15 protein-coding genes, 1 tRNA gene and 2 pseudogenes are annotated in these 20313 nt (G+C 61.0%); 5 read left to right on the top strand and 13 right to left on the bottom strand.

Annotated features, from left to right (window positions below; genetic code table 11):
* The first annotated feature begins 1 nt into the window (after position 1).
* The 4 genes and pseudogenes from MHI61_RS27375 (at position 2) to MHI61_RS27360 (ending at position 3622) form a co-directional block, all read left to right on the top strand.
* Positions 2-1006: a branched-chain amino acid ABC transporter permease gene (locus MHI61_RS27375; protein WP_239791286.1), complete on the top strand. Its 1005-nt coding sequence runs from the start codon at positions 2-4 to the stop codon at positions 1004-1006.
* Positions 1003-1766, top strand: a pseudogene (locus tag MHI61_RS27370) (ABC transporter ATP-binding protein). The gene MHI61_RS27375 and the pseudogene MHI61_RS27370 overlap by 4 nt, the downstream one beginning before the upstream one ends.
* Complete coding sequence (locus MHI61_RS27365; protein WP_239791285.1) at positions 1747-2463, top strand: ABC transporter ATP-binding protein; 717 nt, start codon at positions 1747-1749, stop codon at positions 2461-2463. Before MHI61_RS27370 ends, MHI61_RS27365 begins: the two are co-directional and overlap by 20 nt.
* A 334-nt stretch (positions 2464-2797) precedes the next feature.
* Positions 2798-3622, top strand: coding sequence for a VCBS domain-containing protein (locus tag MHI61_RS27360; protein WP_239791284.1), 825 nt, complete (start codon positions 2798-2800; stop codon positions 3620-3622).
* Positions 3623-4045: 423 nt separating this feature from the next.
* On the opposite strand, the gene MHI61_RS27355 is transcribed toward MHI61_RS27360, so the two are convergent.
* Together MHI61_RS27355 and mnmA are read right to left on the bottom strand one after the other, a co-directional pair.
* Positions 4046-4122 (bottom strand) — tRNA-Met (locus MHI61_RS27355).
* A gap of 136 nt (positions 4123-4258) precedes the next feature.
* A complete protein-coding gene (gene mnmA, locus MHI61_RS27350) occupies positions 4259-5458 on the bottom strand; it encodes a tRNA 2-thiouridine(34) synthase MnmA (RefSeq protein WP_239791283.1) in 1200 nt (399 codons plus the stop codon).
* Positions 5459-5958: 500 nt separating this feature from the next.
* Here mnmA and MHI61_RS27345 point away from each other — a divergent pair, with 500 nt between their 5' ends.
* Positions 5959-6225, top strand: coding sequence for a hypothetical protein (locus tag MHI61_RS27345; RefSeq protein WP_239791282.1), 267 nt, complete (start codon positions 5959-5961; stop codon positions 6223-6225).
* Positions 6226-6305: 80 nt separating this feature from the next.
* On the opposite strand, the gene serA is transcribed toward MHI61_RS27345, so the two are convergent.
* From serA to MHI61_RS27290, 11 genes and pseudogenes are all read right to left on the bottom strand, one after another.
* On the bottom strand, positions 6306-7901 hold the full coding sequence (gene serA, locus MHI61_RS27340) for a phosphoglycerate dehydrogenase (RefSeq protein WP_010035565.1): 1596 nt from the start codon (positions 7899-7901) through the stop codon (positions 6306-6308).
* A 77-nt stretch (positions 7902-7978) separates the two neighbouring features.
* Positions 7979-9157 (bottom strand): phosphoserine transaminase, encoded by a 1179-nt coding sequence (locus MHI61_RS27335; RefSeq protein ID WP_239791281.1) that lies wholly within the window; start codon positions 9155-9157, stop codon positions 7979-7981.
* Positions 9158-9343: 186 nt separating this feature from the next.
* Positions 9344-10180 carry an outer membrane protein gene (locus MHI61_RS27330; RefSeq protein ID WP_239791280.1) on the bottom strand — a complete coding sequence of 279 codons (837 nt, stop codon included), beginning with the start codon at positions 10178-10180 and terminating at the stop codon, positions 9344-9346.
* Between the two features lie 299 nt (positions 10181-10479).
* Positions 10480-11832, bottom strand: a complete 1353-nt coding sequence (gene glmM, locus MHI61_RS27325; protein ID WP_239791279.1) for a phosphoglucosamine mutase — start codon at positions 11830-11832, stop codon at positions 10480-10482.
* Positions 11833-12074: 242 nt separating this feature from the next.
* Positions 12075-14007 (bottom strand): annotated as a pseudogene (gene ftsH, locus MHI61_RS27320) (ATP-dependent zinc metalloprotease FtsH).
* A gap of 96 nt (positions 14008-14103) precedes the next feature.
* Positions 14104-15585, bottom strand: a complete 1482-nt coding sequence (tilS, locus tag MHI61_RS27315; protein WP_239791278.1) for a tRNA lysidine(34) synthetase TilS — start codon at positions 15583-15585, stop codon at positions 14104-14106.
* 11 nt (positions 15586-15596) lie between these two features.
* Positions 15597-16586 (bottom strand): tol-pal system protein YbgF, encoded by a 990-nt coding sequence (gene ybgF, locus MHI61_RS27310; protein WP_239791277.1) that lies wholly within the window; start codon positions 16584-16586, stop codon positions 15597-15599.
* A 159-nt stretch (positions 16587-16745) separates the two neighbouring features.
* Positions 16746-17279 carry a peptidoglycan-associated lipoprotein Pal gene (pal, locus tag MHI61_RS27305; RefSeq protein WP_239791276.1) on the bottom strand — a complete coding sequence of 178 codons (534 nt, stop codon included), beginning with the start codon at positions 17277-17279 and terminating at the stop codon, positions 16746-16748.
* 151 nt (positions 17280-17430) lie between these two features.
* Positions 17431-18738, bottom strand: a complete 1308-nt coding sequence (gene tolB / locus MHI61_RS27300; RefSeq protein WP_239791275.1) for a Tol-Pal system beta propeller repeat protein TolB — start codon at positions 18736-18738, stop codon at positions 17431-17433.
* A 20-nt stretch (positions 18739-18758) separates the two neighbouring features.
* A complete protein-coding gene (locus MHI61_RS27295) occupies positions 18759-19172 on the bottom strand; it encodes a TonB C-terminal domain-containing protein (protein WP_239791274.1) in 414 nt (137 codons plus the stop codon).
* Positions 19173-20312: a cell envelope integrity protein TolA gene (locus MHI61_RS27290; protein ID WP_239791273.1), complete on the bottom strand. Its 1140-nt coding sequence runs from the start codon at positions 20310-20312 to the stop codon at positions 19173-19175. It abuts the gene before it with no gap.
* Position 20313: the final 1 nt, after the last annotated feature.

Below are 20313 nucleotides of genomic sequence, written 5' to 3'. Positions count from 1 at the left end.
GATGGCGCTTGTGTTGAACAACGAAAACGGACGTCTCCAGCATCGGCGCGGTTATGTCAGCCGCGATCTCGCCGGCATCATGGTGATCATCGCCGTTGCCGCCATCGGCTATTTCGCCTTCCCTGATAATCTCGCGCTTCTGACGCGGATGATCACCATCGCGCTGCTCGTGCTCTCGCTTGATCTCGTGACCGGTTATTGCGGCGTTGCGACGCTCGGCCATGCCGCCCTGTTCGGCTCCGGCGCCTATGCCGCCGGCATCCTGTCGGCGCATTACGGCATCAATGATCCGCTGCTGATGCTGCTTGCAGGCATTGCCGGCGGCGTAGCTTCCGGGCTGCTCAGCGGCGCGATCATTCTGCGCGCGCATGGCCTGCCGCAGCTCGTGCTGTCGATTGCCCTCATCCATCTCTTCCACGAATTCGCCAACAAGGCCTCCTCATGGACAGGAGGCAGTGATGGACTTTCCGGCATCGCGCCCGACCCGGTCCTCGGCTTTTTTGAATTCGATCTTTATGGCCGCACCGCCTTCTTTTTCGGAATGACGCTGCTGCTTGTTGTCTTCGTGCTGCTGAGACTGCTGGTGCGTTCACCCTTCGGCATGCTCTGCCGCGCCATCAAGCAGGACCCGTTGCGTATCCGCGCCATGGGTGGTTCGCCGAAGGGCGCGCTCATCAGGATGTACGCCATCTCGGGCGCGGTTGCCGGGGTCGGCGGCGCCTTGAACGCGATCTCGACGCAGGTCGTCGGTCTGGACAGCCTGTCCTTCACGCAGTCGGCGGAGGCGCTCGTCATGCTCGTACTCGGCGGCACCGGCTCTCTCTTCGGGGCGCTCTCCGGCACGATTATCTTCATGCTCTTCGAGGACTATGTCTCGGCCGCCAATCCCTTCCACTGGCTGACCATGGTCGGTGCGCTCTTGATCGCCGTCGTGCTCTTCGCGCCGAAAGGGCTTTACGGAACGGCCGCAAATTTCATTGACCGCCGCAGGGAGCAGCGCTCATGAGCCATGTCTTCGAAGTCGCCAATCTCCGGAAAGCCTTCGGCGGCCTTGCCGTCACCAACGATGTTTCGCTGGCGATGGCCCCCGGCGACCGCGTCGCGCTGATCGGCCCGAACGGCGCCGGCAAGACCACCTTCGTCAACCTCGTCACTGGCAATCTCCCCCCGATTCCGGCGAGGTCCGCCTTGGCGGCGAAACGGTGACGGCGGTCAATGCGATCGGCAGGGTCAAACGCGGCCTCGTCCGCTCCTTTCAGGTGACACGGCTTTTCCAGGACATGACGCCCGCCGAACATGTGGGGCTCGCTGTCCTGCAGCGGGACGGAAAGACCTGGAACATGTTCGGAAATTTCCTCTCGATGCCCGACGTCATGGCCGAGATCGACGACCTCCTGGGAAAGCTCGGACTGACGCCGCTGATGCATCGCAAGGTCAGCGAGATTGCCTATGGACAGCAGCGGCTTCTCGAACTTGCCGTCGCGCTGGCGCTGAAGCCGAAGGTGCTGCTGCTCGACGAGCCGGCCGCCGGAGTGCCGCAAAGCGATACCGGCCGCATCGAGCAAGCGCTTGCTGATCTGCCCGCCGATCTCGCCGTGCTGATGATCGAGCACGACATGGATCTTGTCTTTCGTTTTGCCAAACGTGTCATCGTCCTGGCCGCCGGCGCGATCATCTTTGACGGCCGGCCTGAAGATGTCACCAGGGATGCGCGTGTGCGCGAGGCCTATCTCGGGAGTTATGCCAATGCCAGCCCTGTCGCTTGAGGTCGAAAATCTGTCGTCCGGATACGGGCCGACGCGGGTGTTGGAAGGCATTTCCTTCGCAGTGCCGGCAGGCGCAAGGCTTGCCGTGCTCGGCCGCAACGGCATGGGCAAGACGACGCTGCTGGCAACGCTCGCAGGCCAAACCAGACGCTACGAGGGCCGCATCACCCTTGGCGATGCGGACGTCACAACAGCACCAAGCGCAACACGCGCGCACAAGGGTCTCGGTTATGTGCCGCAGACACGTTGCGTCTTCCCGACGCTGACCGTCGAAGAGAACCTTTTCGTCGGTTTGAAGGCGCGGCCGAAGACGGCGCTGGAGGAAGCCTATGCGCTGTTCCCGCGCCTGAAGGAGCGCCGCCGCAACCTCGGCAACCAACTCTCCGGCGGCGAACAGCAGATGCTTTCGACGGCCCGCACCATTCTCGGCCGCCCGTCGGTCCTGCTGCTCGACGAACCGCTCGAGGGTCTCGCCCCCGTTATCTGCGAGGAACTGATGACAGCCTTCGCCGGACTCGCCAAGTCAGGCGATATGACCATCCTTCTTGTCGAGCAGCGGATCCAGAGCGCGCTCGATTTCGCCGATCAGGTCGTCATTCTCGAACGAGGGCGGCTGGCCTGGGCGGGAACGCCGGCAGACCTATCCAAGGACCACGAAGCCGTCGAAAGCTTGCTCGGAGTGGGCGGCCTGCATTGAAGCAATCAATGCCGTATATCGTCATGATGACGTCATCATCAGACTGGCATTAATACGTTGCCGGAAATACTTCTGCTGGCCGAGAATTGATAGAATGCTTGAAGAGGCAGAAATACCGCATTCCCAGAAGCGGCATCAGCGTAAGACAGCGCATAAATCTTCATTTCCAAGGGAATAGACGCCGGCGTCAGTCCCTTTACTTGGATCTTGAGCTTCAGACAAATTGTGCCTGTTGGATTTGACAGGCTGAATTGATCTGATGCTCGTCAAAATCTCGTTGCCAAGCACCCGATAGGGTTGCATGTTTAAACAGAACTTCAGACGGGAGGTAGAAATGGCAAACCACAAGCCGGTCGCAGCGGACGTATACCAGCCCATTTTCGACATCGACAAGCCGGTTGACGGCAACATCCTGGACGGTTCCAAGGATGCCGACGGAGATCTTCTGCGTCTCAACTTCGTGAACGGGCAGCGAATTCCGCAACCGGCCAATTCGGATGGACGGACCACGACGACGATCGAGGGAAAATACGGCACGCTGACCGTCTATTCCGACGGCTACTACACCTATGAACTCGATCACTCCAATCCCGTGGTATTGGCGCTCGGCCCGGGAGATCAACTCCTCGATCAGTTCAATTTCAAGATCTCGGACGGCAAAGGCGCCACCGACTTCGGCTTGCTCAATATCACTGTCGATCTGCCGGAGCGTGGCGACATCTTCGTCAATTTCGAGGATGTCGGCAAATATGATTTCCCCACAGGCTACAAGGGCTTCGATTGGGGCGCTTGGTACGATGGTGACGATGCAGTGATACAAAAGGAAGCCGACGGCAACCATTATCTGTCAGGCGGCGTCTTCTGGACACCCATCCAGGCCGCCGATGGCGGCACCTTCCAGATCGAGCAATTCAGCGTGGCAAATGGCACATCCGATTATGACAACGTTCTGACGATCGAAGGTAGGCTGAACGGCGATACCGTGTTCTTGGTTACGGTCAACGTGACCGCCGACAGCATTCATGACCCGCAAGTGATTGATCTCAGCGCCTATGGCCAGATCGACTATCTCGTGCTCGACACCGAGCCCGTCATCACCGAAACGAGCGGCCCCGACTATTATGGTGCGCAATACGACAACTTCCACTTTGTCGTTTGAGAGAGAGAAAACGGGCGCCGCATCGCTAAACATTGCATCTTTCCGAGCGCGCGCTGCAGCGACGATCCAGTAGCGATTTCTTGCGATAGCTGATCGACCTGCGCCCTGCTAGCAATAGATCGTCCGAGGAGGGACGATTATCTGGGATGGAGGAACTGATGCAGTCAATGGGAATCAGGTTAGCCGCGGTCATGTTCTCGCTGGCCTTATGGGCAATTATTATCGCTGCTGCATCCCATCTTTGGGCGATGAAAATGCCCATATTGCATTTTATGCTCTACAGATAGTGCTCGCCTCGGCGTCAGCGAAATCCCGAGGTTATTGTCCTGTCGCCGCGCCTTTTGGCGGAGGGACACACTACCGCGGCCGTCGGAACCAGCTCAAAATCGAGCGGCCAGAATCGCAAATTCTGCAATGAAGTGATGGTAGCGGAGGAGGGATTTGAACCCCCGACACAAGGATTATGATTCCTCTGCTCTGACCTACTGAGCTACTCCGCCACTGGTCAAACGATACCTGCTCGCGAAGCGCTGCGGGCTCGTGGGATGAGCGGCTTATAAGGTGCGCTTCGGCTTTGTGTCAAGCGCATGATGGAGAAAAACGCCGGGCTTTGTTGACCGTCGTTTCCTGAGGGTTTCAAGCGGCGACGGGGCTGGCGAGCAGCGCCTTGAGCGAAGCCTCGGCCGAGGGTTCGCGCTCGGAGCGCTCGATGAAGCCGCCGCCGAAGACGCGGGCGTCGTCGCCGGGCGCGGAATAAAGCGCGCAGGCCTGGCCGGGTGCGATACCAGCCTCGCCGACCGTCAGATCGACATAGGTGCCGGTGGCATCGACATGCAGCACGGCCGGTGCCGGCGCCCTGGTCGAGCGGACCTTGGCGTAGCAGGCAAAGCCTTCGCCGGACGCTGCTTCCGTAAGCGTCTCGTCGCCCAGCCAGTTGACGTCGCGCAGATAGACGCGGTGGGTTTCCAGCGCCTCCTTCGGTCCGACGATGACGCGACGCGAGCGGGCATCGAGATAGACGACATAGAGCGGTTCGCCGGTGGCGATGCCGATGCCGCGGCGCTGGCCGATGGTGAAGTGCAGGATGCCTTCATGGCTTCCCAATACGCGGCCGTCGAGATGAACGATCTCGCCGGCGAGCGCCGCATTCGGCTTCAGCTTGGTGATGATGTCGGAATATTTGCCCTGCGGCACAAAGCAGATGTCCTGGCTGTCGGCCTTCTTGGCGACGACGAGGCCCATCTCTTCGGCCAGCCGGCGGGTCTCGGCCTTCGGCAGGCCGCCGAGCGGAAAGCGCAGATAGTCGATCTGCTCCTGCGTCGTGGCGAACAGGAAATAGCTCTGGTCGCGGTCGGCGTCGGCCGGACGGAACAGCGCGCGGCGGCCGGGATGTTCGGGCGAAGGGTTCGGCCGCGAACGGATATAGTGGCCGGTCGCCAGCGCATCGGCGCCAAGCTCCTTGGCGGTCGCCAGCAGATCGGCGAACTTGACGGTCTGGTTGCAGGAGACGCAAGGGATCGGCGTTTCGCCGGCCACATAGCTTTCGGCGAAGGGATTGATCACCGTCTCACGAAAGCGCTTTTCGTAATCGAGCACATAATGCGGAATGCCGAGCGTCTCGCAGACGCGGCGGGCATCGTCGATATCCTGGCCGGCGCAGCAGGACCCGGCGCGATGAACGGCGGCGCCATGATCGTAAAGCTGCAGCGTAATGCCGAGCACGTCGTAACCCTGCTGTTTGAGAAGGCCGGCCACGACGGAGGAATCGACGCCGCCCGACATGGCGACGACGACGCGGGTCTCTTCCGGCTTCTTGTCAAAATCCAGTGTGTTCAACGGTGGTGCCAAATTCTGCGCGCTCATCATCCGCCATTGCGCTGCAATTGCGGCGGATTGCTGTATCAGGCGGGATCGGCCGCCTTTCGATAAGCGATCGATATAGAAAGGATTGTATCGGGACGCAAGGGCCGGCGTTCGAGCGGCCGGTCATTTCGCCGGTGAGAAAGGAAGGCGCGGCCGAAGCCCCGCCTTGAAAGCGGGGGTGCGGCTCAGGTGCCGATCAGCTTGTTGCAGGCGAATGCGATGCCTGGATTGGCGATCACGGCGGTCATGAGCGCCAGTCCGATTATCGAGAATGAATAGCGTTTCATATGCATCCTCCTTCCAGCCAATGCGAATTATGCCGCTCCGGCCGCCGTTCTCAAAATAACGAATGCTTGAGCACCAGCCCGCTCAACCGGAAATCGTCGAGTAAATAATTATCGCCCTATGGAACTATTCTTTCGATCATGCGTTACGGGTGATCAATGTCGCAATCGAATGCTGCGGAGGGTTTCATGGCCAGGTTCGGCACGACGGCGGATTACAATAGGATCAGACACTGGATCGAAGAGCGAGGCGGCCATCCCGCCCGCATCAAGGACGCAAGCGACAGCGAAACCGTCCGCGTCGATTTTTCCTCGGAAACGCAGGAGGAGATTTCCTGGGACGAGTTCTTCCAGGGTTTCGAAGACAGCAGGCGCGCCTTCCTTCATCGCACCAAGGCTGAGGACGATAGAGCCCGTTTCGGCAAGATCGTCCGCCGCAAGCGCTTGCCTCACTGACATGTACCCATTGCTGGCGCAGAAAACCCGGCGCCGTTTCCGGCGCCGGGTTTTCCCTGTTTCCTTGGGAGGAGGAAAACTCAGTCTATGTTGAATGTCAGCAGCTTTGCCTGGCGGATTGCCTGGTGCGCCGTCAGCCGTTCGAGCACGCCGTCCTCCACCTCGCCGTCGACATAGAGCAGCGCGATGGCGTCGCCGCCCTGCTTGTCGCGACCGAGCTGGAAGTTGGCGATGTTGACGCCGGCAGTACCGAGCGTCGTGCCGATGAAGCCGATCATGCCAGGGACGTCGGTATTGGTGATGTAGATCATGTGCGAGCCGACATCGGCATCGAGATTGATGCCCTTGATCTGGATGAAGCGCGGCTTGCCGTCCGAAAACACCGTGCCGGCGATCGAACGCGTCATGCTCTCGGTCGTCACCGTCAGCTTGATATAGCCGTCGAACACGCCTGTCTTATCGCGCTTGACCTCGGAAAGCACGATGCCCTTTTCCTTGATCATGATCGGCGCCGAAACCATGTTGACGTCGGCGACCTGCGGGCGGATGAGACCGGCGAGCACCGCGCTCGTCAGCGCCCGCGTGTTCATGTTGGCGGTGACGCCGTCATAAAGGATCTCGATTTCCTTGATCGGCTCCTCTGTGACCTGGCCGACGAAGGCGCCGAGAACGTCAGCAAGACGGATGAACGGCTTCAGGATCGGCGCTTCTTCCGCGGTGATCGACGGCATGTTGATAGCGTTGGAGACCGCACCCTTGACGAGATAGTCCGACATCTGTTCGGCCACCTGCAGAGCGACGTTTTCCTGCGCTTCGGTCGTCGAAGCGCCGAGATGCGGCGTGCAGACGACGTTCGGCAGGCCGAAGAGCGGGCTTTCCTTGGCGGGTTCGACCTCGAAGACGTCGAAGGCGGCACCGGCAACGTGGCCGGACTTGATGGCTTCGGCGAGAGCCGCTTCATCGACCAGTCCGCCACGGGCGCAATTGATGATGCGCACGCCCGGCTTCGTCTTCGCCAAGGCTTCCTTGTTGAGGATGCCGCGTGTCCTGTCGGTCATCGGCACGTGCAGCGTGATGAAATCGGCGCGGGCGAAAAGCTCGTCCAGCTCGACCTTGGTGACGCCCATCTCCTCGGCGCGCTCCTTGGAGAGGAACGGGTCATAGGCGACGACATGCATCTTGAGGCCGATGGCGCGGGCGCAGACGATCGAGCCGATATTGCCGGCGCCGATCACGCCGAGCGTCTTGCCGGTGATCTCGACACCCATGAATTTCGACTTCTCCCATTTGCCGGCCTGCGTCGAGGTATCGGCTGCCGGAAGCTGGCGAGCGACGGCGAACATCAGCGCAATCGCGTGTTCGGCCGTCGTGATCGAATTGCCGAAGGGCGTGTTCATGACGATGATGCCGCGGCGCGAGGCCGCCGGAATATCGACATTATCGACACCGATGCCGGCGCGGCCGACGACCTTGAGGTTCTTCGCCCCTTCGATGATCTTTTCAGTCACCTTGGTGGCGGAACGGATGGCGAGGCCATCATATTTGCCGATGACTTCGAGCAGACGGTCCTTGTCCTTGCCGAGCTGCGGTTCGAAATCGACTTCGACGCCGCGGTCGCGGAAGATCTGGACGGCGGTTTCCGACAGTTCGTCGGATACGAGAACGCGAGGTGCCATGAGGGACTCCTTCAAAAATGTTCAGCGATGGATGAAATCAGGGGCTCCGCCCTATGGCGGAGCCGGATGCGATCACGTCAGGCAGCAGCCTGAGAGAGCTGCGCCTTCTGCGTTTCGAAGGCCCAGGAAAGCCAGGGCATCAGCTTCTGCATGTCGGATGCCTCGATCGTGGCGCCGGCCCAGATGCGCAGACCCGACGGCGCGTCGCGGTAATGGCCGATGTCATAGGCGACACCTTCCTTTTCCAGCAGGCCGACCAGGCCCTTGGCGAAATTCGCCTGGCCATCGTCGTCGAGCGCCGCGATGTCCTTGTCGACGATCTTCAGGCAGACGGAGGTGTTGGAGGCCGTTTCCGCCTTGACGGCGAGATTGGCGATCCAATCGTTCGCCGCGACGAAATCGTGGATGACCTTGGCATTGGCATCGGCGCGGGCGATCAGCGCCTTGAGGCCGCCGAGCTCCTTGGCCCAAAGCAGCGCATCGATATAGTCCTCGACGCAGAGCATCGACGGCGTGTTGATCGTCTCGCCCTGGAAAATGCCTTCCGTCAGCTTGCCGCCCGAGGTCATGCGGAAGATCTTCGGCAGCGGCCAGGCCGGTGTATAGGTGGCGAGGCGCTCGACGGCGCGCGGCGAAAGAATGATGACGCCATGTGCGCCCTCGCCGCCCAGAACCTTCTGCCAGGAGAAGGTGACGACATCGAGCTTGGCGAAATCGAGTTGCTGGGCGAAAGCGGCCGAGGTGGCGTCGCAGATCGTCAGGCCCTTGCGGTCGGCGGGGATGAAATCGCCGTTCGGCACGCGCACACCTGATGTGGTGCCGTTCCAGGTGAAGACGACGTCACGGTCGAAATCGACAGCCGAGAGATCGGGAAGCTCGCCGTAACCGGCTTCGAGCCTGCGCACATCCTTGAGCTTCAGCTGCTTGACGACATCGGTGACCCAGCCGGCGCCGAAGCTTTCCCAGGCGAGCATGTCGACACCGCGTTCGCCGAGCAGCGACCAGAGCGCCATTTCGACGGCGCCGGTGTCGGAGGCCGGAACGATGCCGATGCGGTACTCCGCCGGCACATCGAGAATTTCACGGGTAAGGTCGATGGCCTGCTTGAGCTTGGCCTTGCCGACCTTCGCGCGGTGCGAACGGCCGAGAGCCGCGTCGGAAAGGGCTTCGAGCGACCAACCGGGGCGCTTCGAGCAGGGGCCAGAAGAAAAATGGGTATTATACGGACGGATGTCCGGCTTTGCGGTCTTCGCCATGATGCTATCCTCTCAGATAGAAAGCCCTTCGTTGGGGAAGGGTGTCCCGCCGCCGTGTGTATGGATCGGCGGCGTCATAGTCAAGATCGAAGTGTCGCAACCGGTAGATATTTTGACGCAGGCGGAGTGGCGAAACTGAAAAAAGCCGCCCCACCGGGGCGGCTCTTTGATGCAAGCGGATTGAATCTACTTGTAGACCGGCTGCTGCAGCGGGATTTCCGGCGGCGGTTCGTAGCTCGCCTGGGCGCAGCCGCCGAACAGATAGCGGGCGCCGACGCGGGCTTCGTGGACGCTCAGACCCTTGTCGCGGCCCGGGCCGCCGTTATCGGCATAGCCGAACATGTTGCCGCCGTCGATATGCAGGTAGCGGTAGCCGACATCGGCCTTGATGTTGCAGGTAACGTCGACCGAGGCACCGGCCATGAGGGCGTAAGTAAAGCGCCAGTTGCCCTTGCCGCCATGGGTGACCTCGTCATCGCAGAAGCTGCCGTCATCGGCGCAGGCGACGTTGCGCAGGTTTTTCCACTTGACGTAGGAGCCGCCGATACCGGCGCCGACATAAGGCGTGACGTAGCCGTAGGTGCCGAGATCGACATAGGCGTTGGCGAGCAGCGTATAGGCCGTCAGCGACGAGCGGTCGCGCGAGGTGCAATCCACCAGCGGGAAGCCGCACTGACCGACCGTCGAGCCGCGGAAGTCGGCCTGGGTGAGATAATCGAAGGTCAGATCGGTGCGCAGGTAGCTGTTGATCTGGTAACCGACACCGCCGCCGATCGTCCATGCGTCGTCGAGGTCAGCGTCGTCGAAATCGACTTCGGTGGCATTGCTGCCTTGGAAATAACGGGCGCCGCGCAGATCGGTAAAGGCATAACCGACATCGCCGCGCAGGTACCAGCCCGTCGCTTCACTGACCGTCACCTCGGGCGGCTGCTCCGGGATGGGCTCGGCCGGAGCGAAGTCGGCGGAATAGGCATTTGTCGTGATCAACAATGCCGCGAAGATGCCGGACAAGCTTCTTTTCATGGATCCCACTCCAAAATCCGTTACATCGGCAGGCTCAAGTCGCCGCCAATCTGATACGCTTCGTATGGATAATGAACCGGAAACGTTAAAAGCTGCTTAACCACGATTATTTACTGTATTCGACAGATACTCCTGGAAGAAAAACAGGGGCGCAGTGATGACAATTCGATTTGCAGCGACCACAGATTGTGGCTGGACCAATGCGCAACCAAAAAGCCGGCGCATATGCACCGGCTTAGTTTGTCGACGCCCCCATATCCGACGTCATCCTCGGCCTTGAGCTGCCTTGAGCCAAAAAATCAGGCGGCGGTCCGGACGTTTGAAATCGTGCCAATCAGCTCGTTGACGATGCGCTCGATCTGGGCGCGATCGTCGCCCTCGGCCATGACGCGGATCAGCGGCTCGGTGCCGGAGGGGCGGATGACAAGCCGGCCGGTCTTGGCAAGCTCGGCTTCGGCATCAGCAATCGCCTTCTGCACATGGATATCCTCCAGCGGCTTGCCGCCGCTGATGCGGACATTGCGCAGCAGCTGCGGCACCGGCTCGAAGCGGCGGCAGACCTCGCTGACGGTCCTGCCGGTGCGTTTGACGGCGGCAAGGATCTGCAGTGCGGCAACCAGGCCGTCGCCCGTCGTGCCGTAATCCGACAGCACGATATGGCCCGACTGCTCGCCACCAACATTGTAATTGTGCTGGCGCATATGCTCGACAACATAACGGTCGCCGACCTTCGTGCGGGCGAGCGCCATGCCGCGCTCGTCGAGAAAACGCTCGAGGCCGAGGTTGGACATGACAGTGGCGACGATGCCATTGCCACGAAGCTGCTGGCTCTCGGCCCAGCTCTCGGCAATGACGGCCATCAGCTGGTCGCCGTCGACGATCGAACCATTCTCATCGATGATGATGACGCGGTCTGCATCGCCATCGAGCGCGATGCCGATATCGGCACGCACCTCGTCGACCTTCTTCTGCAGCGCGACCGGGCTGGTGGAGCCGCAATTGAGATTGATATTGGTGCCGTTCGGCTCGTTGCCGATGGTGACGACGTCGGCGCCGAGCTCCCAGAGCACGGCAGGCGCCACCTTGTAGGCGGCGCCGTTGGCGCAGTCGATGGCGATCCGCAGGCCCTGCAGGGTCACGTCGCGCGGCAGGGTACGCTTGGCGTGTTCGATATAACGGTCATGCACGCCGTCGACGCGCTTGGCGCGGCCGATGTCATCGGACTTGGCGAGCTGCGCGCTCAGATCCTTTTCGAGCAAATCCTCGATCTCGGCCTCGATGTCGTCGGACAGCTTATAGCCGTCCGGCCCGAACAGCTTGATGCCGTTATCCTCATAGGGATTATGCGAAGCCGAGATCATCACGCCGATATCGCAGCGCAGCGAACGGGTCAGCATGGCGACGGCAGGCGTCGGGATCGGGCCGAGAATGAAAGCATCGAGACCGGCGGCCGTGAAGCCTGCGACCATGGCGTTTTCGAGCATATAGCCGGAAAGGCGCGTATCCTTGCCGATGACGACGCGATGGCGATGGTTGCCGCGGCGGAAGATCGTGCCGGCGGCGATGCCGACCCGCATGGCGAGATCCGGTGTCATCGGGAAGACATTGGATTGGCCGCGAATGCCGTCGGTCCCGAAATAGCGTCTTTTCATCTACACTCCTGCACTTTCCGCGCGCCATTCAAGGCAGCGCACCGTTCCAAGCGAATCTGGCTTCAATGGAATGTCGTCGATCCAGGAGCGTGATTCATGCTTGCCTCAATTCAGCGGAATGCCACAAAATGCGGCGATCGGCACGTAAATTAGCAAGAAAAATGATTATATCCCGTTACCAATAGAAAAGGCCGGATCTCCCGCTTGGGAAATCCGGCCTTGTCGAAGATGGCGTTGGCGGCTCAATGCGGCTGCGGTTCGAGGCCGGCTTCGGGCTCGTCGCCCTTGGTCGCAGGCCGCGCGCCGGCCTTCGGCACCGCCGAACCACGGCTCGGCGGTGAAGTCGTCGCCGAGATCGCGAGACGGCTTCTCGCCGCGAATCAGCGCCTTGATCTCTTCGCCGGTCAGCGTCTCGTATTCCAGCAGTCCCTCGGCGAGAGCGACGAATTCGTCGTGCTTTTCCGTCAGGATCGTACGGGCCTGGGTATAGGCTTCGTCGATCAGGCGGCGCACTTCATTGTCGATCTTCTGCGCGGTCGCTTCCGAAACGTTCTTCGACTGAGAAACCGAGTGGCCGAGGAAGACCTCCTGCTGGTTCTCGCCATAGGCGACCTGACCGAGTTGATCAGAGAAGCCCCACTGCGTGACCATGGCGCGGGCAAGCTTGGTCGCCTGCTCGATGTCGGAGGAGGCACCCGAGGTGATGTTCTCCTTGCCGAAGGTGAGTTCTTCGGCGACACGGCCGCCCATCATGATGCAGAGGCGCGACACCATCCACTTGTAGCTCATCGAGTAGCGGTCGCCCTCGGGAAGCTGCATGACCATGCCGAGCGCGCGGCCGCGCGGAATGATCGTCGCCTTGTGCAGCGGATCGGCGACAGCGACATTGAGCGCGGTGATGGCGTGGCCGGCTTCGTGATAGGCGGTGAGCTTCTTCTCCGCCTCGGTCATCGCCGAGGAGCGGCGCTCGGCGCCCATCATAATCTTGTCCTTGGCGTCCTCGAATTCCTGCATGGTGACGACACGCTTGTTGCGGCGAGCGGCCATCAGGGCGGCTTCGTTGACGAGGTTCATCAGGTCGGCGCCGGAGAAACCGGGCGTGCCGCGGGCGAGAACCTTGAGATCGACATTCGGCGCCAGCGGCACATTGCGGGCATGCACCTTGAGGATGCGCTCGCGCCCGACGATGTCAGGGTTCGGCACCACGACCTGACGGTCGAAACGGCCGGGACGCAGCAGCGCCGGGTCGAGAACGTCGGGACGGTTGGTGGCGGCGATCAGGATCACGCCTTCATTCGCCTCGAAGCCATCCATTTCGACCAGCAGCTGGTTCAACGTCTGCTCGCGCTCATCGTTGCCGCCGCCGAGGCCGGCGCCGCGATGGCGCCCGACCGCATCGATTTCGTCGATGAAGATGATGCAGGGCGCATTCTTCTTCGCCTGTTCGAACATGTCGCGGACGCGGCTTGCGCCGACGCCGACGAACATTTCGACGAAGTCGGAACCGGAAATCGTGAAGAATGGCACATTGGCTTCACCGGCGACCGAGCGGGCGAGCAGCGTCTTGCCGGTACCCGGAGGGCCGACGAGCAGCACGCCGCGCGGGATCTTGCCGCCGAGACGCTGGAATTTCTGCGGATCACGCAGGAATTCGACGATTTCTTCGAGATCCTGCTTGGCCTCGTCGACGCCGGCGACATCATCGAAGGTCACGCGGCCATGCGCTTCGGTCAGAAGCTTGGCCTTGGACTTGCCGAAGCCCATCGCGCCGCGCGAGCCACCCTGCATCTGCCGCATGAAGAACAGCCAGACGCCGAGAATGAGAAGCATCGGCAGGAGCGTGCCGAGATAGCTCAAAAACCCCGAGGAACCATCCGTTTCCGGACGGGCGGAAACCAGAACATTCTTCTGCTGCAGGCGATCGAGCAGGCTGTCGTCGATTACAGGGGAGTAGGTCTGAAAGGTGGTGCCGTTTTCAACATAGCTTCCGGAAACACGGTTGCCCGTGACCACGACGTCCTTCACCCGGCCCGCATCGACCTCACGCAGAAACTGCGAATAAGGGATTTCGCGGGAGCCCGTCTGCGCCGGCGCCGTCTGAAACATACTGAACAGGGCGATCAGCAGAAGCGCGATGATCGCCCACAAGGCAAAATTACGTAAGTTAGGGTTCATTGAACTCCCCAGCACTGGAACAGCCGCCTCATGGCGACCGTCTTATTCATTCTAACATAGGGTTGCGCCGTGCTGTTGCCAAGGCAATCCCCCAGGTCAGATGGTTTTTCCGTCAATACTTCTTAAAGGCGGTCCCGCATAGGGCGCCATCGCGAAAACCGCCGAAAGCCTGTCGGCAAAGATGAAATCAAATCGTGTCAAAAAGCGGTCGAAGGGTGCGAAATAGGGCGCCAGACGGATCGAGCCGACAGATTCCAGAGATAGAGGGTGTCCATCGACGGAAAAAGCCGGCGCTGAGGCGGCGGCACGTTTCCATGCCGCCTTGGGCAGGCCCCTGCTCCACTCCCCCTCATTCCTGTGCTCGTCATAGGATTCCAGCACGCCCAAGTCCTTGGGCGCGGAAGACTTGTCCTGTTTTGTCGAGTTATTCACCGCGTCGACGCGCGGTAGCTGGATTCCTGTGACATCCCTCAGGCGAAGCCCTGAGGATACAGGAATGAGGGAGGAGCGGGCGGCCTGCGCCTCTATCCTTATGATCGCTCCGGAGCCGTTTGCGGCTTCAAACCTCCCGTCCCAAACCCCCGCCTCCCCAGGGCGTAGCGTCAAAGGCAATATCCCTCGGCTCTCGCGCGAGAGATAAAGCCCGTCACGCCTCAGATCGAACACCACTCGACCGACAGTCATCCGCCCCGGTTCCCCGCCGGTGACAAATGAGAGAAGGCGCTCCATATGCGCCCTCCCCGGCACGAATGCCTGCCCGCCGAAGACGGCCGTCAGGCGGCCGAGCGCATAGTCCAGAACTGCGCGATCCTGCCGCAAACCATCGACAGATACCTGCCCAAGCAGGCCGCCATGAAGCCTGAAATGGCGGTCCAGCCATTCGGCGGCGCGTAGCGATAGAGCCAGCCGCGTTTCCCAGGCCGCGCGAATATCCGTCTCCGTCGCTCGATCGGCGGATAGCTGCCGGCGCACCCGCACGCGCTCGTATTTCACATCCTCATTGCTGGGGTCGTCGATCCACGAAACACCCTGATCTTTAAGAAAAGCGCGGATATCAGCCCGGCTGGAAAAGAGAAGCGGCCGCAAAATCCAGAACCGCCGGTCGAAGAGCACCGCATCGGCGATACCTGATGAAAGTTGCTCTGTTCGCACGCCGCGCATCTGCAATGTTTCGCGCTGATCGTCGAGCGTATGGCCGGTGACGATGAGATTGGCGCCGAGCCTCTCTGCCGATTCCGCCAAGAGGTCGTAGCGAGCCTCGCGGGCCGCAGCCATGATGCCGGTTTTCGGCTTTTCGCCCTTCCAGGCTGCGATGATGTGGGAAATGCCGAGCGATGCACAGAGCGCGGCCACCTGTTGCGCTTCGTCCGCGGAGCCGGCGCGCAGCCCGTGATCGACGGTGGCAGCACAAAGGGAAATCTTGAGATGAGGCGCGGCCTTGACGGCTTCGTCGAGGAGGAGAAGCAGGCCGGTGGAATCGCTGCCGCCCGATATCGCGACGAGAAGGCGCGCAGGGCTTTGAAGCGATTCGAGAAACTGGAGGATCGCCGCTTGAGGCGATGCGGCTTCCGGAGACATTCCGGAAGACCTTAGCAGGCGAGGCGTTTCTGTTCGCTCGCAACCTTGCTTATGACTGCGCGTGACGCCTTCGGATAGCGCTTCGAGACTTCGCGCAACGTCGCGCAGGCCGTCTCCTTATTATCGAGGGCCGCAAGCGACATGCCGAGTTTCAGCAGCATTTCCGGCGCCTTTTCCGAGCTGCCGTATTTCTGATGCGCGTTGAGGAAGGTCTTGGCCGCCTCGTTATATTTACCCTGCGAGTAGAGCGCTTCGCCGAGCCAGAAATTGGCGTCGGCCGCCCGCGCGCTGCTCGGGTAACGGGCGATGTATTGGTTGAATTCCTGCTCTGCGGTGCCGTAATCGCCGGAAAGCACGTGGCCATAAGCTGCCTTGTACTGATCCGCCTCACTGCCGAGTGAGGCAGTCTGCTGCGGTGTGCGGCCATTGGCATCGGGAATCGGGCCGGAGCCGATGCTGGCATTTTCGTCGACGGTTCCGCCGATCGGGTTGCCGTTCTGATCGAAGTCGATCGAGCCAAGCTGCTTCGGCGGCTGGCCGAGGCCGGTATTATCAGGCACATCGGTGGAGGGAGCCGTTTCGGCTCCCTGCGGTGCTTGGATCACCCTAGCGACATCGTCCCCGCCGGACGCTGCCGGAGCGGGATCAGTCTCGCTCTTCTTGACGGGAGCCTTGGCGCCACCGCCGCCGGAACCGGTCTTTTCGAGCTGCTGGAAGCGGAATTCATTGTCTTCCTGCTGCTTGCGGATCGTCTCCTGCATCTGCAGCAGCTGGAAGCTCATCTCCTCGATTCGGCCGTTCAGCTGCCGCAGCTGCTCTTCGAGCTGTTGCACGCGAACCTCGGCGTCGCCGCTCTGCACCTTGACAACGGGCGCTGACGCCTGGTTCTCCGCGGATCGGCCGCCGAGATGCAGCCCCAAGAACGAGGCCGAATAGGCCACCCGCTCGCTCCCGGTCACAGCCGCGAGGCACAGCATGCCTGCCACGACAAGTTTCTTCATATGTATCGTCCTGTCCCAGTGATTCTTCGCGCCTTGAGGCACGAACAGGAGATTTTTCCAATTGCTGTCAAAAAGCAACGGAGTCTGGCCAAAGTGTGGTCAAAAAGAAAAGGCGGCCCCTCACGGGACCACCTTCCGAAAACGAATTATATCCGAAGATTACATGCCGGCGCCACCGAGCACGGTGACCGCGCGGCGGTTCTGCGACCAGCAGGAAATATCGTCGCAGACGGCGACCGGACGTTCCTTGCCGTAGGAGATCGTCTTCATGCGCTGCGCCGGAACGCCGCGCGAAGCGAGGTAATCCTTGGCAGCAGCGGCACGGCGGGCGCCGAGCGCGAGGTTGTACTCGCGCGTGCCGCGTTCGTCGGCATGACCTTCGACAGTGATCTGGTAGTTCGGGTAACGGCCGAGCCACTGCGCCTGACGGTCGAGCGTCTGCGAGGCATCGGCGCGGATCGACGAGGAGTCGGTATCGAAGAAGATGCGGTCGCCGACATTGACCGTGAAGTCCTGGGCCGAACCCGGCGTTGCGGCACCACCCGCGCCGGCGCCGAGGCCGAGCTCACCGGCGCTGTTCGGCGGCTTCTTGGCGCAGCCTGCAAGCGCGAGACCGGCCAGAAGCGCGATCATGACGGGGTTGCGGGCGAAATTCTGCATGCGGCTCATTGCCGGGGTGTGAATTCGGCTCATGGCCGGGTCTCCTTGCGATTTCAGGGTTTCCGGACAGTAACCGCACTCGGTTAACCGCCCCTCAAAGATTATGGTTAACAATTTACTGATTTGTCCCGTAGTCGCCCGGTTTCCATGATTTTGGGGCGACATGAAGGCATTGCCGCGCCTCTTACTCCAGAAGCGGCGACCAGGCCGGGTCTGAACCATAGGTCGGCGTTTTGACGAGTTGTTCGTTGTAGCCGGTCAGGTCGATCGAATAGAGCTGCGGACCGCCGGAGCCCGCCGCCTGGCGGAAGAACATCAGCACGCGGCCGTTCGGCGCCCAGGTCGGGCCCTCATTATGGAAGCCCGTCGTCAGGATGCGTTCGCCCGAACCGTCCGGCTTCATCACGCCGATCGAGAACTTGCCGCCGGACTGCTTGGTGAAGGCGATGAGATCGCCGCGCGGCGACCAGACCGGCGTCGAGTAGGACCCGTCGCCGAAGGAAATGCGGGTCTGACCCGAGCCATCGGCATTCATCACGTAGATCTGCGGCTTTCCGCCGCGGTCGCTTTCGAAGCTGACACGCGCGCCGTCAGGCGAATAGGAGGGCGAGGTGTCGATTGCCGCCGTCGACGTCAGGCGCGTCGTGGTGCGCGAGCGCAGGTCCATCGTATAGATGTTGGAATTGCCTTCCTGCTGCAGGCTCATGATCACCTTCTGGCCATCCGGCGAAAAGCGCGGCGAGAACGTCATGCCGGGAAAATTGCCGACGACCTCGCGCTGCCCGGTTTCGAGCTGCAGCAGATAGACGCGCGGCTGCTGATTGGCAAAAGACATGTAGGTGACTTCCTGCCGGCTCGGCGAGAAGCGCGGCGTCAGCACAAGATCGCTGCCATCCGTCAACATGCGCACGTTGAAGCCGTCCTGATCCATGATCGCCAGCTGGCGCTTGCGCTGCTGCTTGGTGCCGGATTCGGAGACGAAGACGACGCGGGTGTCGAAATAACCCTCTTCACCGGTGATCTGCTTGTAGATCGCATCGGCGATGATGTGAGCCACACGGCGCCAGTTCTCCGGCTGCGTATAGAACTGCTGACCGGTCATCTGCTGTCCGGCGAACGGGTCCCAAAGCCGGAATTCGGCACGAAGGCGGCCATCCGCTTCCTTGGTAACCCGGCCGGTGACCAGCGCCTGTGCATTGATGACCTTCCAGTCCTCGAAACGCGGCGATGCATCCGGATTGGAGATCTTTTCGATAAAGGCGGTTTTGTTGATCGGTGCGAAGAGACCGGACCGCTGCAAGTCGGCGGCGATGACTTGCGAGACCTGTGCCCCCAAATCACCCTGGAAATCGGTCACCGCAATCGGCATCGGCTGAACGTTGCCTTTTCGAATATCGAGGGTGACCAGTGCGTTGGCCGGCGTCGCAAAGACGGCCGCGGCCATCAGACCGACTGCAACCAAAATGGCGCGGAAAAAGGAACACTTTGTCATACCAAACAGCCTTTCAGCATCTATGGAGCCGGATCGCCGGATTCGAAGTGCAGGACGACTTCGTTCCAGGATTCGTATTTTTCTTTCGGGAGCATCGTGAATGGCGACGAGCGCTGCACCGCCCGAAGAGCCGCGGCCGACATGCTTTTTCGAGCAGCGTCATTGCCGCCCGAGGCTGTTACCTCGGGTGAACCAACGATCGCCCCGTTCTTGTCGAGCCGCAGATGGATGGTGATCACGACTTTGCCGCCGCTCGCCTGCCCGGGAGGAACATTGAAGGAGGAAGCGATTGCGTGCTGTAAATCCATGGCTGACCTCTCGGAAGCCGCTGCGTCGGCCGACTGTGCCAGCACCTCAGGCGCACCAGCCAGAATCGCTCCAAGCATGATGGCGGCTGCAAAAGACTTGTTGCCATGGGACAGATCCGTCAGCATCTAGATTCCCATAGAGCTCGGATCGAAATTCAGGTCGAACTCATTCCAAGCCTCATACTTGTCCTTCGGAAGCATCGAGAAGGGGGCGGACTTCATGACAGCTCTATAGGCCCCGCCCTCCAACGCACGGCGTGTGGCATCGCTGCTGCTGCCGCCCGATGACTCGACTTCTGGCTGACCAATAATATTGCCATCCTTGTCGAGTTTCATATGCACCTTGATGACCATGCCGGAAAGGCCTTCCATCCCTGGGGTGACAAGCCAATTCCCCTCGATCAAGCCGCGCACCGCATCTTCTTCGCTCTGGCTGAGCTTGGAACCACCATTGCTCTTCTTCGCACCCAGCGACGCTTCCTGCGTCGAGCGCTTGGCGCCGCCGGCAGAAGGATCGGTCTTGTTGAGCAAGATCGAAATCTCATCCGCGTTGAAATCGCTCTTCATTGACGAGGCGGATTTCGCCACTTCCTGTTTCTTGTCGGCTTTCTTCTTGTCTGTCGGTTTTTCCGCAGCCTTCGGCTGGTCTGGAGTCTTTTCCGGCGGCTTTTCAGCAGCCTTCTGTGGTTCCGGCGGCTTTACCTGCGGCTTGACGACCGGCGTCGGCACCTTGTCCGGCAATGCTTCCGCATCCGGCTTCGGCGGCTCCTCAGGCTTGGCCTGTTCTTCCGGCGGCTTTTCCTCGGGCTTCGGCGGTGTCGCTTCAACCGGCTTCGGCGGCGGAATGGAAGCAACTTCCTTCGGCTGCTCGACCTCGGTCTCTTCCTTGTTGACTTCCTTGACGTCGTTCGGCTTGGGATCGACCTGTGGCTGCGGCTTTTCGCTGGAATTGGCGGCAGCCGCTTCGCTGTTGCTGGGCTTGGCGTTCGGAACCGGCGGCGTCTTCAGGTCGATATTGTTGTCACCGGCATTTTCGGCCGGCTGGGCGATCGGCGGCCGCGTCGTCGGCACCGGCGCGGAGGTCTCCTTCTTCGGAGCCTTCTTGTCGCCCTGCTGCATCTGGGTGATGGATTCCACCGGAACGAGATCGACCGGCATCGCCTCGAAATCCTCCACCTTGAAGGATTCCGGCGCGCCAAGCGATACCATCGCCCAGGTCAACACCAGGCAGTGCAGAACAGCAGATGTGACGACGCTGGTCTTCATC

The organism is Rhizobium sp. K102 (assembly GCF_022385315.1).
GTDB classification, from domain to species: domain Bacteria; phylum Pseudomonadota; class Alphaproteobacteria; order Rhizobiales; family Rhizobiaceae; genus Rhizobium; species Rhizobium croatiense.
This window is presented reverse-complemented; position numbering and strand designations above follow the sequence as displayed.

Bases quoted from the DNA above. Each gene is read 5' to 3' on its own strand.
- MHI61_RS27330 (WP_239791280.1), bottom strand. From the start codon at position 10,180: ATGAAAAGAAGCTTGTCCGGCATCTTCGCGGCATTGTTGATCACGACA.
- glmM (WP_239791279.1), bottom strand. From the start codon at position 11,832: ATGAAAAGACGCTATTTCGGGACCGACGGCATTCGCGGCCAATCCAAT.
- MHI61_RS27295 (WP_239791274.1), bottom strand. From the start codon at position 19,172: ATGCTGACGGATCTGTCCCATGGCAACAAGTCTTTTGCAGCCGCCATC.
- MHI61_RS27345 (WP_239791282.1), top strand. From the start codon at position 5,959: ATGGCCAGGTTCGGCACGACGGCGGATTACAATAGGATCAGACACTGG.
- MHI61_RS27360 (WP_239791284.1), top strand. From the start codon at position 2,798: ATGGCAAACCACAAGCCGGTCGCAGCGGACGTATACCAGCCCATTTTC.
- ybgF (WP_239791277.1), bottom strand. From the start codon at position 16,586: ATGAAGAAACTTGTCGTGGCAGGCATGCTGTGCCTCGCGGCTGTGACC.
- tolB (WP_239791275.1), bottom strand. From the start codon at position 18,738: ATGACAAAGTGTTCCTTTTTCCGCGCCATTTTGGTTGCAGTCGGTCTG.
- MHI61_RS27290 (WP_239791273.1), bottom strand. From the start codon at position 20,312: ATGAAGACCAGCGTCGTCACATCTGCTGTTCTGCACTGCCTGGTGTTG.
- tilS (WP_239791278.1), bottom strand. From the start codon at position 15,585: ATGTCTCCGGAAGCCGCATCGCCTCAAGCGGCGATCCTCCAGTTTCTC.
- pal (WP_239791276.1), bottom strand. From the start codon at position 17,279: ATGAGCCGAATTCACACCCCGGCAATGAGCCGCATGCAGAATTTCGCC.
- MHI61_RS27335 (WP_239791281.1), bottom strand. From the start codon at position 9,157: ATGGCGAAGACCGCAAAGCCGGACATCCGTCCGTATAATACCCATTTT.
- MHI61_RS27365 (WP_239791285.1), top strand. From the start codon at position 1,747: ATGCCAGCCCTGTCGCTTGAGGTCGAAAATCTGTCGTCCGGATACGGG.
- MHI61_RS27375 (WP_239791286.1), top strand. From the start codon at position 2: ATGGCGCTTGTGTTGAACAACGAAAACGGACGTCTCCAGCATCGGCGC.
- serA (WP_010035565.1), bottom strand. From the start codon at position 7,901: ATGGCACCTCGCGTTCTCGTATCCGACGAACTGTCGGAAACCGCCGTC.